The sequence below is a fragment of the Rhodobacteraceae bacterium M382 genome (genome assembly GCA_025141015.1).
Lineage (GTDB): Bacteria > Pseudomonadota > Alphaproteobacteria > Rhodobacterales > Rhodobacteraceae > Aliisedimentitalea > Aliisedimentitalea scapharcae.
Window position 1 is genome coordinate 73,261 of sequence record CP081100.1, and the last position, 15,164, is coordinate 88,424.

General features: G+C 56.8%; 13 protein-coding genes. 11 read left to right on the forward strand and 2 right to left on the reverse strand.

Annotated features, from left to right (window positions below):
- Positions 1-32 precede the first annotated feature (32 nt).
- The 6 genes from K3727_22035 (at position 33) to K3727_22060 (ending at position 7,808) form a co-directional block, all read left to right on the forward strand.
- Positions 33-1,409 carry an aminotransferase class III-fold pyridoxal phosphate-dependent enzyme gene (locus K3727_22035; protein UWQ93674.1) on the forward strand — a complete coding sequence of 459 codons (1,377 nt, stop codon included), beginning with the start codon at positions 33-35 and terminating at the stop codon, positions 1,407-1,409.
- A gap of 106 nt (positions 1,410-1,515) precedes the next feature.
- Positions 1,516-3,006 (forward strand): aldehyde dehydrogenase family protein, encoded by a 1,491-nt coding sequence (locus K3727_22040; protein ID UWQ93675.1) that lies wholly within the window; start codon positions 1,516-1,518, stop codon positions 3,004-3,006.
- Positions 3,003-4,265: a hypothetical protein gene (locus K3727_22045; protein UWQ93676.1), complete on the forward strand. Its 1,263-nt coding sequence runs from the start codon at positions 3,003-3,005 to the stop codon at positions 4,263-4,265. Before K3727_22040 ends, K3727_22045 begins: the two co-directional genes overlap by 4 nt.
- A complete protein-coding gene (locus K3727_22050) occupies positions 4,266-5,279 on the forward strand; it encodes a DUF4392 domain-containing protein (protein UWQ93677.1) in 1,014 nt (337 codons plus the stop codon).
- Between the two features lie 21 nt (positions 5,280-5,300).
- On the forward strand, positions 5,301-6,563 hold the full coding sequence (locus tag K3727_22055) for an aminotransferase class V-fold PLP-dependent enzyme (GenBank protein ID UWQ93678.1): 1,263 nt from the start codon (positions 5,301-5,303) through the stop codon (positions 6,561-6,563).
- A gap of 540 nt (positions 6,564-7,103) precedes the next feature.
- Positions 7,104-7,808 (forward strand): NAD(P)H-dependent oxidoreductase, encoded by a 705-nt coding sequence (locus K3727_22060; protein ID UWQ93679.1) that lies wholly within the window; start codon positions 7,104-7,106, stop codon positions 7,806-7,808.
- 43 nt (positions 7,809-7,851) lie between these two features.
- Here K3727_22060 and K3727_22065 read toward each other — a convergent pair whose 3' ends face one another.
- Entirely contained in the window at positions 7,852-8,760 is a 909-nt protein-coding gene (locus K3727_22065; protein ID UWQ93680.1) for a LysR family transcriptional regulator, read from the reverse strand.
- A 116-nt stretch (positions 8,761-8,876) separates the two neighbouring features.
- Between K3727_22065 and K3727_22070 the strand changes: the two genes are divergently transcribed.
- Genes K3727_22070 through K3727_22080 form a run of 3 tightly spaced genes read left to right on the forward strand, consistent with a single transcriptional unit; the run spans position 8,877 to position 11,090 of the window.
- Positions 8,877-9,320 (forward strand): hypothetical protein, encoded by a 444-nt coding sequence (locus K3727_22070; GenBank protein ID UWQ93681.1) that lies wholly within the window; start codon positions 8,877-8,879, stop codon positions 9,318-9,320.
- Positions 9,321-9,322: 2 nt separating this feature from the next.
- A complete protein-coding gene (locus tag K3727_22075) occupies positions 9,323-10,291 on the forward strand; it encodes an LLM class oxidoreductase (protein ID UWQ93682.1) in 969 nt (322 codons plus the stop codon).
- Positions 10,292-10,301: 10 nt separating this feature from the next.
- Positions 10,302-11,090, forward strand: coding sequence for an SDR family NAD(P)-dependent oxidoreductase (locus K3727_22080; protein ID UWQ93683.1), 789 nt, complete (start codon positions 10,302-10,304; stop codon positions 11,088-11,090).
- Positions 11,091-11,354: 264 nt separating this feature from the next.
- On the opposite strand, the gene K3727_22085 is transcribed toward K3727_22080, so the two are convergent.
- Positions 11,355-12,422 (reverse strand): hypothetical protein, encoded by a 1,068-nt coding sequence (locus K3727_22085; protein ID UWQ93684.1) that lies wholly within the window; start codon positions 12,420-12,422, stop codon positions 11,355-11,357.
- Between the two features lie 188 nt (positions 12,423-12,610).
- On the opposite strand from K3727_22085, the gene K3727_22090 reads away from it, so the two are divergent.
- Positions 12,611-13,201, forward strand: a complete 591-nt coding sequence (locus K3727_22090; GenBank protein ID UWQ93685.1) for an XRE family transcriptional regulator — start codon at positions 12,611-12,613, stop codon at positions 13,199-13,201.
- 196 nt (positions 13,202-13,397) lie between these two features.
- Positions 13,398-14,993 (forward strand): gamma-glutamyltransferase, encoded by a 1,596-nt coding sequence (gene ggt / locus K3727_22095; protein UWQ93686.1) that lies wholly within the window; start codon positions 13,398-13,400, stop codon positions 14,991-14,993.
- The last annotated feature ends 171 nt before the right edge of the window (positions 14,994-15,164 follow it).

A 15,164-nucleotide genomic window follows, 5' to 3' on the forward strand; every position in this document is an offset into this window, starting at 1 on the left:
TCGCCACAACGAATTTCTCTGGAGCCCGCGAAATGAACGTCGACGCCACCCATACGATTGCCTTAGACAAGGCGCACCACGTCCACCCTCAGTCTAACCTGCGCCAACATGCTGAAAAAGGTCCTACCATGATCACTCATGGCAAAGGCGTTTACGTCTATGACGATCAGGGCAACGAAATCATGGACGGGTTTTCCGGTCTGGGCTGTATGTCATTGGGCTATCACAATGAACGACTGGCAAATGCTGCCGTGCGCCAGATGAATACGCTGCCTTTTGCGCCGACCTTTTACAACCGATCGCACCCGCGTGTGGCGGAGTTGTGTGGGCGTTTGACCAAACTGGCCCCCGGCAACATGACTCGCGCACTGATCCAGTGTTCCGGTTCGGAAGCAAACGACACCGCGATCAAACTCTTGTGGTACACCAACACGGCCAAGGGTCAGCCCGAACGTCGCAAGGTGATCGGACGTATTCGCGGCTATCACGGCAACACTGTGGCAACTGCATCGTTGTCGGGTCAGCCGCACATGCATGCCAAGTTCGGCCTGCCCCTGCCCGAGTTCAAGCACACGGAATTGCCCAACTATTACCGCTTTCACATTGATGGCGAGACCGAGGAAGAATTTTCGGCCCGGATGGCAAAGTCGTTTGAGGATTTGATCCTTGCCGAAGGCCCCGACACAATCGCCGCATTCTTTGCTGAGCCAGCAATTTCGGGTGGTGGTGCCTTGATGCCGCCAAAAGGTTATTGGGAGGAGATGCAGGCGGTGATCCGCAAGTACAACATCACCTTCCTGGTCGATGAAGTTGTGACCGGCTTTGGTCGTACGGGCAATCGTTGGGGATCTGAAACCTGGAACCTCAAGCCTGATATGGTCACCTGCGCCAAAGCCCTGTCAGCGGCATTCTTCCCTGTGTCTGCTCTGATGTTCCGGGATGATTTCTATGCCGATATGATGAAAAACTCGGACGAAATGGGCACCTTTGGGCATGGGTATACCTACGCCGGGCACCCAGTGGGAGCCGCGGTTTCGCTTGAAGCGCTGGACATCTATGACGAGATTGATCTGGTAGGCCACGTCCGCAAAGTTTCTAAGGGTTTCCTTGAGAAATGTTATGCGATGCAAGATCACCCGCTGGTCGCCGAAGTGCGCGGCGTCGGTCTGTTCTGTGGCTTTGAGCTGATGAAAGATGCCAAAACGCGCGAGCCTTTTGATCCATCATGGAAAGTTGGCGAGCTGGTGCAGAACTTTGCTCATGATCGCGGGCTGTATCTGCGCGCGATCGGCGACCGGATGAGCTTTATGCCGCCACTGATCATCAACGACGACGAGATTGAAATCGCAACCGAACGGTTCAAAGGCGCTCTGGATGATGCCTGGGCCGTGGTTCGCGGCAAAATCTAATCTCGACGGGTTCAGATCCCGCTCTCATCTGAATCCAGCGCTGCTCCCATTCTCCCCGGGGGCAGCGTATCTTTATTAAACACCGACACGCGCTGAGGAAGACAAAATGACTACGTTGCTGGAGCCGAAACTGCCCGAGGCTGGACTGGCCGGAAACTACATCAACGGCGCTTGGCATTGGCCTGCCAATGGTCAGACGCTGACGATTGAAAACCCGTCGCGTCGCGTTGACATATGTGCTGTCGGACGTGGCACCGCGACAGAAGTTGATCTGGCTGTCGATGCGGCTCGCGCTGCTCTGCCCGCATGGCGCGCCATGGCAGCCGCCGATCGGGGTAAGCTGTTGAGCGAACTCGGCCGACGGCTCGAAGAGAACGCCGAAGAAGTCGCCCGTGTTCTGGCTGCTGAATCCGGCAATGCGATCAAGACCCAATCGCGCGGCGAAGCGATGGGCGCGGCTGGTGTATTGAAATATTATGGTGGAGTCGCTGTCGAACAAAAGGGTGAAACCCTGCCGTTGGGCCCCGGCATCTTCAGCTATTCCACCCGCGAACCGCATGGGATTGTTGGCTCGATTATCCCGTGGAACTCGCCCTTGCAATTGGGGGCGGTCAAAATCTCGATGGCGTTGGCCACTGGCAACTGCCTGATCCTGAAACCCGCCGAAGACGCGCCACTTGCGATCTTGAAGCTGGCCGAATTGGCGGACGGTCTGTTCCCACCCGGTGTGTTCAATGTCGTCACTGGTTTTGGTGAAGATGCGGGGGCCGCCATCGCCAACCATCCGGGCATCAACAAGGTGTCCTTTACTGGCTCGTCCGAAGTAGGCAAGCTGATCGCACATTCCGCCGCCGACCGCATTGCCAAGGTAACTCTGGAACTGGGTGGCAAATCTCCGACAATCGTTTTCTCGGATGCAATTGAAAGCGGACGTCTGGAAACAACGGCGCAACAGGTTGCCAACGCGATGCGATTTGCACGTCAGGGTCAAAGCTGTACCGCCGGATCACGCCTGTTCATTCACAAAGATATTTGGGACACATTGCTGCCCAAGGTGGCAGAGAAATCCGCGGCTCTCAAAGTCGGCGATGCGCTTGACCCGGATGTTGATATGGGCGCTGTGGTGAACGCCGAGCGCTATGGTGAGATCCGCGCTTTTGTAGCCGAGGCTGAAGCCCAAGGTGCCAAATTCCTTATCGGAGGAACGCCGGCGGAAGATCCAGCAGGTTTTACCCCAAACCCGACCATCATCACAGGCGTCGACAACACGTGGCGCATCGCGCGCGAAGAGGTTTTTGGCCCTGTCATGGTTGCGATCCCCTTTGAAACCGAAGCCGAAGTCATCGAAATGGCCAATGATACCCATTACGGGTTGGCGGCATTCATCTTTACACATGATGTCAGTCGCATCACCCGTCTGACACGCAGCATCGACGCAGGTTGGATTCAGGTGAACCAAGGTGGCGGGCAAATTCCTGGCATGTCTTATGGCGGGACAAAACAGTCGGGCATGGGCAGCGAATATTCGATCGAAGGCGCGCTCGAAGCCTATACCTATCGTAAAAGCGTAACCATCAATGTGGAAGCTGGCGAATGAGCGTTGATCGCTTTGGAAATACCATTGACCCTAGCGTGGGCTTTGCCCGCGGCGCGGTGTTGACAGGCTCAGCAGACGAGGTGCGGCGCTTGGCCCAGGCGGGGCGCGTGGCGGCGGATTTCGTCGCGCGCGAGGGCATCGACAAGGTCGCGATCTGCACTGGGAACCTTCGGTTCTATCCGGCGACTGCTCAGGATTTGGCAGAAAACTGCGAAGAGTGGGTCGGTCCCGGTCTGTTCAGTGAAGAATTGAGGCAGGCTGCGATTGCACATTTGGGTGGGGACGGCAGTGAATCTGTTGCCGTTGTCAATCGGACCAGTGCCGGCATTGTGGCGACGGTTCTCGCTCATTCAAACGGGCGTCCGGTTGTATCTCTGGTGCCCGGTGGCGATCGCTCACATGCGTCGGTTACCCGAGGTGCGCGGTTGGCCAATGTACCTGTTCACGAAGGTTACGACCTGGAAGACATCAAGGCCCTGATTGCCGAACATCAACCAACACTGGTTGTGATTACGCCCGTGACTTCGGAATTGGCTTTGCTGGACGACGAGCTCATCGGCGGAGCCGTGCGTTTGGCTCAGCAAGCGCGCAGCGTCGTTCTGCTGGACGAAGCCTATGGTGCGCGGTTTCGGCCAGTCCTGAAAAACGGAGCACCTTCGCTGTCTTTTGGTGCTGATCTGGTGATTACCAATGCGGATAAAGCTGGTCTGACTGGCCCACGTGCAGGTGTGCTTTGTGGCAATGCAGATGCCTTGGTTCCGGTACAAGCCAAAGCAAGTGAGCTCGGGATGGAGGCGCGCGCACCTATCGCTGTAGGGGCCATGCGAAGCCTGCAGGGTTTTACGCCCGAACTGTTGATCCAAGAGGCGCAGGACGGTCAGGATCTGGCCGCCGGTCTGGAAGCCGTCTTGGGAGCTGGCCGCGTTACGCGGTCGGCGCTTGGGCCCAAGGTCGACGAGCAGGATACGTTGGATCTCGTGTTGGCGATGGCCGGACAAAAGCAAACTGATCGTGTTCCTGCCGAAGTCACCGCCGCCATCGGTATGCTGATGCTGCGTGACAAGGGGATCGTGACTGTGAACACTCACGGCCAACCCGGTGGGCGTGTGTCGATCCGATTAAAACCGACTTCGGGCGCAGTGGCCCGTGCCGGTGGCGCGACCGCTGTGGCGACCTGTCTGGTTGCTGCCATGCAGGAGACCGCCGCGCATCTGGACGATGCGGATTGGTTTGCCACCCTATTGTTTGGAGACGTATGAATGACCGATCCCAATCTGATCACGCGGCTCGACAATCGGCTGGATCAACTGGTGAACATCGACATGGGCGAACGCGGTGTCGAACACTTGTTCGAAGCCGCGCGTGCCTTGCAGGGTGGATCGCTGGTCGGCGCTGCTGCGGATGCGCTGATGGCTGTTCCCGAAGGGGGCACAGTAATTCTGACCACGGGGTCCGTCTCTCGGGCCTGGATCACGCCTGAGCTGGGGGAAAATGACGGACCGTCAGGGGCCGCAGCGATTGCACGGGCGTTGGTTCTAGAACGTAATGCGACCTGTGTGATGCTGTGCGAAGACACCTTGCTGCCTGCGATCCAGAACGTGATGCAGGCTGCAGGACTGTTCCCTGTAACTCTGCAGCAAGCCGCAATTGCACGTGCAGACCAGAGCCTCGCGACCATTGTGATGTTGCCCTATGCAACCGAGGATGACGCAGGACAGGCTCAGGCCACTGAGATGCTGGACAAGCTACAGCCGGACCTTTTGTTCTCAACCGAACGGGTCGGACGCAACGATTCCGGCGTGTACCACTCGATGCGCGGAATTGACTATGGAATGGGTCGCGCACGTGTGGACTTTCTGTTCGATCTCGCCCTTGAACGCGGTATCCCCGTGGTCGCTGTTGGCGATGGGGGCAACGAGATCGGTATGGGCAAAGTAGCAGACCACGTCACATCCCACGTGCCCTATGGTGATACGTGCCAATGTGGCTGTGGCGGAGGCATCGGTGCCGTGACCGGATGCGATGTTCTGGTCACCGCCGCCTGTTCCAATTGGGGATGTACCGCCATCGCTGCGGCCATGGCTGCGCGAACAGGCAACGCCAAATTGTTGCATACCCCCGACCGCGAGGCCTTGTTACTGGACACAATGGTCACCAATGGTCTGATCAACTCCACCCACGGGATCGTCGATGACAGCGTCGACGGTTTCCCCCGCCAAAGCCATATCGGTGTTGCCGAACTCTGCCGCACCATCGTGAGCCGTGCGCTCTGAGATTTCTGACAGGACAAACAGATGATCCAAAACAATCCCGCCCTTATCGCCGCAATCCGTGATCGGTTTGCCCATGTGGACACCTGCCCCTATCAGGGCGAGCGTGTCTTCTTTGAAAACGCTGGTGGAGCGCTGACGCTGAAATCGGTGGCCGAAACCTCGGCGTTTTATGCGGCAATTCCGGATAACCCCGGGCGTATAAATCCCGCCGGTCAGGGCACCCAGAATGTTATCAACAAAGCCAAAGCGGATTTGGCGATGTTTATGAATGCTGCGTCAGGTCAGTTCTTCGCCGGCGAAAGTGGGACCGAGCTGCTGTTCCGCATGATCCGTACTGCCTGCGTGAATGCGCCCAAAGGGGCCAAGGTCATCGGTTCGTCGATCGAACATCCCGCCACCCGCAGCGCGGCACGCCGTTGGGCGGGTATTGTTGGGCAGGAGTATGTGAACGTCCCTCATGACGACGCTACAGGTATGGTCACAGCAGATGACTATGCTGCGCTCATGACACCGGACGTGGCGGTAGCAACAATCCTGCATGCTTCGCCTGTGACAGGTATGGGTATGGATGTCGCTGCGATTTCGAAAGCCATCCGCGCAGTATCTCCTGACTGCATGATTATCGTCGATGGAATCCAGCACGCGGCCCACGGCCAACTGGATTTGAAGGCTTACAATGTTGATGGCTATGCGATCTCGCCTTACAAAGTTTTCTCGCGCCACGGCTATGGCATCGCCTGGATTTCCGACAGGTTCAGTGCGGCACCACATGATATGCTGATCGACGCGCCTGCGACAGGCTGGGAGTTCGGCACCCGCGATACAGGCTCTTATGCGACCGTATCTGACGTTGTCAGCTACTTTGATTGGTTGGGAAGTGAGGTTTCGGACGAAACAGATCCACGTGCCCGGATCGAGGCCGCAGGGCGCGCCATTCATGCCTATGAAACCCATCTGACAAACACGATGATCAACGGCACGGGCAACCTACCTGGTCTGCGCGACATGGATCACATCACCATCCTGGCAGGGGAAGACAACCCAGCCCGCGAAGGGTTGGTGTCTGTCGTCGTCAAAGGCAAGGAGTCACCCGATGTGGTGGAAATCCTGAACGCGCAGGGCATTCGCACCCACACCCGCAAAGCGGACCACTATAGCGGCAATGTTCTGGAACCACTTGGCTTGCCGGACTGCATCCGAATTTCGCTGTGCCACTATAACACTGAACAGGAAGTCGCCCAACTGCTTGGCGCGCTCAAGGCTCTTGGCGAACAGCTGAGTTGATTCAAACGCCAGGTAGAGGTCTGTGCAACAGGCTTCTACCTGGGTGTGAGCGATGCTTGAACCGCGCTCTTGTTGTTGTCAGGGTGGGGGCCTTGCCGCATTTCCTTCAGCATCTTTTCAAGAAAGAACTCAGCTGAGCCTCCCATCCCAGGCACTTGCGGGGGAACCAACGTCAGGCGCGGCGGTTGGTGTTCTCTGTGATCCGCAGTTGTGTGTAAGCGGCTCCCATACCGGTTCTCTTGCTGCGTAATCATTTGCTTTATAATGGAAATTAGAGTTAACGTTAACGCCCGCTTGGTTACACGTCAGCAAGCCGATAATCATAGTTATGTTAATTAATGGGTATTTTCGCAGCAATTCCGGGATCCCTCTGGCATGGGCTATCTTGAAAAACCTGTTGCTTTGCGCTTTTCGAATTTTCAATTGCCTCGGTTCCTGCCGCTTTATGTGTGATACCCGAATTGTGTTTTGGTGAACGGGCCTCTAATCGGACAGCGGTCGATCACATAACTCCACTCCATCAGCATTGGAGCGAGAGACATGAAAGACATCCAGGACACAACCGGAATTCAGGCCGCGATCATCGAAGCGTTCAATTTCCGTCATGCCTGCAAGGTATTTGATCCCGAGCGCAAGATCAGCGACCCAGAGTTTGCGACCATTCTTGAAGCGGCGCGTCTGTCGCCGACCTCGTTCGGGCATGAGCCCTTCAAGATTCTCATGATTCAGACGCCGGAAAAACGAGAACTGTTGCGCGAGTTTTCCTGGGGTGCGAATGGCATGATGAACGGCACCACCGGACAGTTGGGAACCGCAAGCCATTTCGGCATCATCCTTGCCAGCACGGCGCAAACCATGACCGCCGGCTCCGATTACCTGCAGGACTTCTATCGTCAGGTGAAGCAGTTGCCAGACGAGGTGATCGAGATATTCAACGGCGCCTATGGTAATTTCCAGCAGTCGGACCACAAGATCACCACCGACCGCGAAATCAGCGACTGGGCGGGGAAACAGGCCTATATCGTGCTGGCCAACATGATGACCACCGGTGCGCTGATGGGTATCGATTCCTGCCCCATCGAGGGGTTCCAGATGGACGCGACCTCGCAGGCGTTGGAAGAGCAATTCGGGGTTGATCCGAAACTCTACAAGCCTGCCGTTATGTTCGCCTTTGGGTATCGCGCAGCTGATCCGGAATTCCCCAAGACTCGCCGTTCCATGAAAGACACTGTCAGCTGGTTCTAAGCTTTGCCAGCCGGGGCAGGTATTGACCTTGTCCCGGCGGGTCTCAGCTTTGCTCCCAAGCGGGATTCCTGCCGATGTGTTCAAGCAGGAAATCTATGAACACCCTCACCTTTGCGGACAGGACATTGGCTTTGGGGTAAACCAGCCACAGCACTGAATCGCCCGCAACGTGGTAGTCCGGCAAAACGCGGATCAAACGGCCCGCCAAGAGGTCCTGACGGACGCTCCAGATCGAGTTTATCGAGATGCCTGCGCTTGCGATCGTTGCGATCTTCTGACTTAACCCATCATCCATGATGAGCTGGCTGCGCGCATCTCGCGGGCTGTATACTCCGCTGGGACCTGTCGGCCCCGTCAGCGGGCGCGGTTCCTGATCCGCAAATGCGATCAGATCGTGTTGGTTCAGATCCTGTGGGTGCAGCGGCGTGCCGTGTTCGGCGAGGTAATCCGGCGAAGCACAGAGAATGCGACGGTCGCTGGCCAGCTTGCGCCCTTTGAGGCTGGTGTCTTCCAGTGCAGCGTTTCTGAGAGCCAGATCAAAGCTTCCCTCGATCAGATCGAACCGGCTGTCCGAGAGACGCAAGTCCAGCGTGATGCCGGGATATTGCTTCAGGAACACTGGCAGGATCGGAGCGATATAGAGCTGCGCAAAGGTGCTGGGTGCAGTGAAGCGCAATTTGCCAGAGGGGGCTGCTTGCCCCTGTCCCAGAGCGGCGCGACCAGCCTCTTCTTGGGCAAGTATCTCGCGGGCAAAAGGCAGGAATTCGGCACCCTCCAGCGACAGCGCGACTTTGCGGGTCGAGCGGTGTAACAGGTCCGCCCCAAGTGAATGCTCCAGCTTTGCAAGCCGCGCGCTGGACACGGCAGGCGCAAGCCCAAGCTCACGCCCCGCAGCGCTGATGTTGAGCTTTTCCGCGGCCATTACGAACAGGCGAAGGCTGTCAGTATCCATCTCTTTATATCCATAATCCGAATTATCTATCCTGAAATGGACGCTTTTTATCTGATTTTCAACATGTACTTTAATGGAAAGCCACTTTGGTGGCCCTGTTTCCCAAAGAGGCTGTCATGCCCCAAACTGTCATGGTCAACTATCACGTCCACAGCCCCCGTCGTCAGGCGTTTCATATTGATGCGGGTGGTGTCGTGGGCACGGTTGTCTCGCCGGAACTTGGGGAAACCGAGGTGCCGTTGCGCAACCTGCACGGTCCCGAGTTGGATCTGACATTTGCCAGGGACAGCGTTGCCTTTATCTCGGCACCGACCAGGGTTCGGTCCTTTGCGACCGTCCAGGAGTGGTTGACAGATTATGATGCCGAACTTACAGCGCCGCTGACCCACGGGGTTGGCACCAAAGAGGTGGCGGTATTTAACATTACGGCAATAAGGGCCTGCCGTTGGATGGGCGCAGTACCGTCGATCGGATGGAGAACCCCGGCCTCATTTCGATCCGCAAGAGCCTCGAAAGCCGCACATCGGGTCGGCTTTGAGATGACCTCGCAAGGACTATGACAATGCTTGATACACTTGAGGCCCAAGGTTTTGCCACGATCAACCGGGCTTATAATACGGTCTTTCGACCGGAGCGGCTGAGCCTTGGTCTGGTCATGCCGCTCGAAGCTTATCCCAATAGCGCCGTTCCGGCGATGGATCGCCATATCGAACGGGTTCAACTGGCCGAAAAGCTGGGGTTCGCATCCGTGTGGCTGCGCGACGTGCCGTTCAATGTGCCGTCCTTTGGTGATGCGGGTCAGATTTTTGATCCCTTCGTTTACCTTGGTGCCTTGTCCATGACGACCAGCCAGATCGCGCTTGGCGTTGCCAGCATTGTGCTGCCACTGCGCCATCCGGCGCATGTGGCCAAGGCGGCGGCTTCGGTCGATGCTTTGTCAGGTGGGCGTCTGTTGCTGGGCGTTGCCTCGGGAGATCGGCCCGAAGAATACCCGGCAATGGGCATGGGCTTTCCCGATCGCGGTAAGAGGTTCCGGGACAGCATGGACTATATCCGCGCGATGGGCGAAGGTTATCCAAGCCTGAACAACGGCCAAGGGGCGCTATCCGGCGGCATGGATATGCTGCCGAAACCCACCGGTGGTCGCCTGCCGGTCCTGATCACCGGCGGCAGCCAGCAATCCCCCGATTGGGTGGCTCAGAACGGCGACGGCTGGATGACCTATCCCCGTGACGCGACCTCTCAGGGGCGCGTTGTCGCCGACTATCGCGCGCGGATCGCAGAGACCGGAGGTCAGAACAAACCGGTGATGCAATCCCTGTACGTCGATCTGGTGGCAGATGCGGACGCAACCCCGCGCCCAATCCATCTGGGGTTCCAGTCCGGCGTGAATTTCCTGCGCGGCTACCTGCAAGAGGTACAGGCACTGGGAATCAATCACGTTGCCCTCAATCTGCGCTTCAACCACGCTGATATCGAAACCACGTTGCGGTGCCTGTCTGACGAATTGCTGCCCGACTTCTCTGTTTAAGGAACCATTCATGTCCCAGATCATTCTCATCACCGGATCGACCGATGGCATCGGCTTGCTGACCGCCAAAACACTGGCCGAACGGGGCCACACGATCCTGTTGCATGGCCGCAACCAGACCAAGTTGGACAAGGCCGTGGCCGAAGTGGGTGGCACGACCGAGGCCTATGTCGCCGACCTGTCGAAATTGGCGGATGTCGAAGCCTTGGCGACGGCGATCCTTGAGCGACACGACCGGCTGGACGTGCTGATCAACAATGCAGGCGTCTATAAGGTGCCACAAACCAGAACGCCCGAGGGATTGGACGTGCGCTTTGTGGTGAACACTTTTGCGCCCTGGGTGCTGACGCAGCGCCTATTGCCGATCATCCCACAGAAGGGTCGCATCGTGAACCTGTCCTCGGCCGCGCAGGCCGCCGTTGATGTCAAAGCTATGGCCGGACAAGGCGCGCTTGACGACTTCAGCGCATATGCCCAAAGCAAGCTGGCAATCACAATATGGACACAGGAACTGGCGCGTAACTTGTCCGAGGGTCCCATAGTTCTTGCCGTGAACCCGGGGTCTCTGTTGGCCTCGAAAATGGTCAAGGAAGGGTTCGGCGTGGCCGGCAACGATCTGAGTATCGGTGCCGATATCCTGAGCCGGGCCGCACTGGCCCCCGAATTTGCGACCGCCTCCGGCCAATACTTCGATAACGACTCCGGCGGTTTTGCACGCCCCCATTCTGCGGCGCTGGATGCACAGCATGCAAATGCGGTGATGCAGGGAATCAATCAGACGATTGCGCTTATGCGGTGATATTTCGCTCTTCAATCAGCTAAATTCTCGGTCGCGATGGTGTCGTTCATTGTCGCGACCGTAATTTATTCCGGGCAACAAGCATGGGTTGTTGCGGCGGGCAATTGACGTATCGCACAGGCCAACCCGTAAACGACAGAAGACCTTTGGCCGGTTCGAAGCGCCCAGGCAGGCTCAGAGGTTTCTTTCTGCGCACGATCAGATCAATCTGTTCTGGCATCCCCGCTGCTCTCAGCTCATTGAAAGATCCTTCCTCAAATCAAATTACAAAACAGCCAACAGGGCCTGTGCCTGTGCTGCCGCGTTTTTTGTGGTCAGGGACTCAGGCGTACTGCCCAGAAGGTTCTGCAAACTCTCACAGGTCTCGGGGGTGTAGATGATCGTGCCATCCTCCGTGACGCTTTTGATCCCGTCCCATGCCAGCGACTGTTCATTGACCGCAATTGCCTGGTCCAAGCTCCACTCTAGCGGCAAGTCCAGAACAATCCCGGACGTGCTGGCCTGGACCGGATACCCGCCCAGCAACGCGCCAATCCCGGGCAAGTGGATCGATTGCGGTAACTCGGACGTAAGCGCCTGCAGGGCTCGGATCCCTGCCGAGGCCGTTACCCGGTTGAAATGCAGGTCATAGGGAAACGGAAACGGGTCCCACAGTGCTTGGCTGGCGATCGGGCTGACGTCTTCCCCGTGCACGGTTGCCTTGATCAAATGTGGGGGCAGTTCCTTGGGAGTGGGTGCGTTCAGAACATAGTATTCAAACGCGTGCTGCGCCACCAACTGCACCCGCACCTCGTTGGGGCTGCAGCCTTTGATCCGCGCCACGTAGGATTGGATTTTTGCGATAGGTTCCTGCACATTTCCAATGCCGCACGTCGGCCCATAACCCGTGCGATTTAGCACGGCATTGATTACATCTGGATAAGAGGCGCCGATCCAGACCCCGTTGAAATTCGCCTCGGTCATCTGATCCCGCAGGGCAACCATCAAAGCCAGATGTAATGCCGTATATCCGGCAAACGGTAGGCTGGCAGCGGCCTCGTCCAGCTTCCACCAGGGTAACATGCTGGGTGCAGTAAACAGATAATCGGGCGCGATTTGATCCAGCTTTGCACCAAACCCCGGTGCGTTGAAATCCAGTTCTTCGGCAATGATCTTGGGGAAAAACCCTTCGATCCCGGCCCCGATCACGGCATTGTTGGCGCGAGCCTGGGCTTTGGCCTTGTCCCGGCTGGCCACGATGATCGTATCGAACAACTGAGACCGGGCCGCGGCTTCCAGCAAATGTGTGCCCAGCTCTCCCAAGGAAAGTACCATCAAGGTTGGCTTCGCCATGGTGGCTCCTTTTCGATGATGAGCGCCGAGATCGAATCAAATCTTGTAAATGTCTATCGGAAAACGGCGTCGTTTCAAATATGAAACGATTCCAGGTCACAGGACCACCCGCCAGAGAGACTGGTAAACCGCCCAAACGCCCGTAATATCCGTGCAGACAATCATGCAATGATCCGGACATCCGAAAAATGCCGCCAACCGACACGCATAAACCCGACGCTGGGGATCCAGGTCAGATGAATATCGGAGAAACGATTCGTCAAATGCGTGCAACCCGCGGCGTATCGCTGAGCCGCCTGGCCGAGAGAGCCAATGTCTCAAAATCCAACCTGTCAAAGATTGAAAACAACGTAATTTCGCCAACCTTTGACATGATGGGTAAGATCTCTCAAGGGTTGGGAGTGACCACATCCGAATTGCTGTCGCACGGCAGGCTAACCACCGATATGCTGTCTTTTACCGATGCAGGAGAAGGAGGGAAATCTTCCAGCGGGCATTACGAGTTCGAATTTCTGTTTTCCGAACTCAGCAACCGGAAAATGATCCCGATCGTCACAACAATTCAGCCACATAAATCCGAAATGATTTCATCCCCATCTTCTCATGGAGGCGAAGAATTTTTCTATGTGATCGAGGGGACCGTAGACTTCCTGAGCGACGGCAAAGTGATAAAAACCATGAAGAAAGGTGACGCTGCCTATTTCAGCAGCGGATTGCAACATCTTGCTGTAAATCAACAGCCTCACCCGGCCCAACTGCTGTGGGTCTGGCTTGCTTGAGCATCACACGGGTCTGAACGCTGGTCGGTCCTGAACCCCTTACCACGTACGTGTTCACAGGTCAGGGCCGCGTTAACCAATGGGCTAACCCTCAAACTCTTGGTATGAATGAGGGAGCCTCGGGGGCAGGTCAGGCAAACTTTGGTCCGCCCAATATGTTTCTAGTACAAACACACCCAAAGGAGAGAATCCAAGCATGCGTAATCTCGAACTCCCCGGCCGGTCTCCTGTGATTGCCACAACTGCTGTCGCGGCAACGTCACACCATCTGGCCACTCAGACCGCGATTGCGATCTTGCAGAAAGGCGGCAATGCCATGGACGCCGCCATCGCTGCCTGCGCTGTTCAATGTGTTGTCGAACCCCAGTCGACCGGGATTGGTGGAGATTGCTTTTGCATGTATGCACCCAAAGGCAGCGACGACTATGTCGCCTTCAATGGGTCAGGTCGCGCACCCGCCGCTGCAACGCCCGAATGGTTTGCCGAACAGGGTATCACCAGAATCCAGCAACAAAGCGCCCATGCGGTCACTATTCCTGGTGCTGTTGATGCCTGGGATACACTGCACCGTGACCACGGCGTCCTGCCTTTTGCCGATGTCCTGCAACCTGCAATCGATTATGCCCAAAACGGATATCCGATCGCCTCGCGGGTCAGCGTAGATTTTGCGCGCAACCTTGGCCTGCTGCAAGGTTGCGAACATGCGTCTCGGGTGTTTTTGCCGGGTGGTCAATCTGTGCCAGAGGGACATGTTCACAAACAGCCTGATCTTGGTCGAACGCTGGAAAAGATTGCGACCCAAGGTCGTGACGGCTTTTACACCAGCGACGTAGCCGAGGACATGGTGACCTTTCTGCAGGGTCATGGTGGTTTGCACACAATGGAGGATTTCGCCAACGTCCAAGGCGATTATGTAACTCCGATCAAAGCACGCTATCACGGCTATGACGTCTACCAATGTCCACCGAACGGACAGGGTGTCATTGCGCTGATGTTGCTCAAACTGATGGAACGATTTGAGAAAGAAGGTGATACCCCGATCAACCTGGATCGGATTCACCAGGAGATCGAAGCGGGCCGTCTGACCTACCATCAGAGGGATTGCTACGTCGCAGATCCTGAACACGCGCAGGTTCCGGTTGAGTGGCTGTTATCCGATGAAAACATCGACAATCTTTACAACACGATCCAGGCAGATCAGGCACTCACCGAGATGCCGGATTTCACCCCTCCCGTTCATCACGATACGGTCTATATAACCGTCGTCGACAAGGACAGGAACGCCTGTAGCTTCATCAACACCTTGTTCCACAATTTCGGGACGGGTTTGATGGCCCCCAGGTCTGGCGTCTTGTTGCACTGCCGTGGCATGGGGTTTTCGCTCGACTCCGAACATCCCAATTGTATCGCCCCGAACAAACGCCCGCTGCATACCATCATTCCCGGAATGGTGGCCAAAGATGGAAAAACAGTCATGTCCTATGGTGTGATGGGCGGTGCCTATCAGGCCTTTGGGCACATGCAATTCCTGTCCCGCTTCCTGCAATACGGGTTCGACATACAGGAAGCTCAGGATTTGCCCCGTTTCTTTCCAAACCCCATCACAGGGAACATCGATTGCGAAGGAACACTGCCTGACGATATTACGGAGGATCTCAGAGCTCGTGGGCATCGGATTGCCGCTGCCAAGGTCCCAATCGGGGGATCACAAGCCATCTGGATCGACTGGGACAAAGGCACTTTGACCGGCGGATCGGACCCTCGCAAAGACGGCTGTGCCGCCGGGTATTGACGCGCCACTAAGACCTGGACCGGCGCACGCTGTATCAGCCTCGCCATTCCTTGAGCCCCTAAAGGCGCGCGTTCCAAATCGGGGCGGCGTGGCTTGACGTCGCAAACCCTTGCCCGCGTGTCGAAAGGAAACAGGGGCAATCGGGATGCCCGCGTGTCTTTAGGTAGGCTC

Bases quoted from the DNA above. Each gene is read 5' to 3' on its own strand.
- K3727_22035 (UWQ93674.1), top strand. From the start codon at position 33: ATGAACGTCGACGCCACCCATACGATTGCCTTAGACAAGGCGCACCAC.
- K3727_22040 (UWQ93675.1), top strand. From the start codon at position 1,516: ATGACTACGTTGCTGGAGCCGAAACTGCCCGAGGCTGGACTGGCCGGA.
- K3727_22045 (UWQ93676.1), top strand. From the start codon at position 3,003: ATGAGCGTTGATCGCTTTGGAAATACCATTGACCCTAGCGTGGGCTTT.
- K3727_22050 (UWQ93677.1), top strand. From the start codon at position 4,266: ATGACCGATCCCAATCTGATCACGCGGCTCGACAATCGGCTGGATCAA.
- K3727_22055 (UWQ93678.1), top strand. From the start codon at position 5,301: ATGATCCAAAACAATCCCGCCCTTATCGCCGCAATCCGTGATCGGTTT.
- K3727_22060 (UWQ93679.1), top strand. From the start codon at position 7,104: ATGAAAGACATCCAGGACACAACCGGAATTCAGGCCGCGATCATCGAA.
- K3727_22065 (UWQ93680.1), bottom strand. From the start codon at position 8,760: ATGGATACTGACAGCCTTCGCCTGTTCGTAATGGCCGCGGAAAAGCTC.
- K3727_22070 (UWQ93681.1), top strand. From the start codon at position 8,877: ATGCCCCAAACTGTCATGGTCAACTATCACGTCCACAGCCCCCGTCGT.
- K3727_22075 (UWQ93682.1), top strand. From the start codon at position 9,323: ATGCTTGATACACTTGAGGCCCAAGGTTTTGCCACGATCAACCGGGCT.
- K3727_22080 (UWQ93683.1), top strand. From the start codon at position 10,302: ATGTCCCAGATCATTCTCATCACCGGATCGACCGATGGCATCGGCTTG.
- K3727_22085 (UWQ93684.1), bottom strand. From the start codon at position 12,422: ATGGCGAAGCCAACCTTGATGGTACTTTCCTTGGGAGAGCTGGGCACA.
- K3727_22090 (UWQ93685.1), top strand. From the start codon at position 12,611: ATGCCGCCAACCGACACGCATAAACCCGACGCTGGGGATCCAGGTCAG.
- ggt (UWQ93686.1), top strand. From the start codon at position 13,398: ATGCGTAATCTCGAACTCCCCGGCCGGTCTCCTGTGATTGCCACAACT.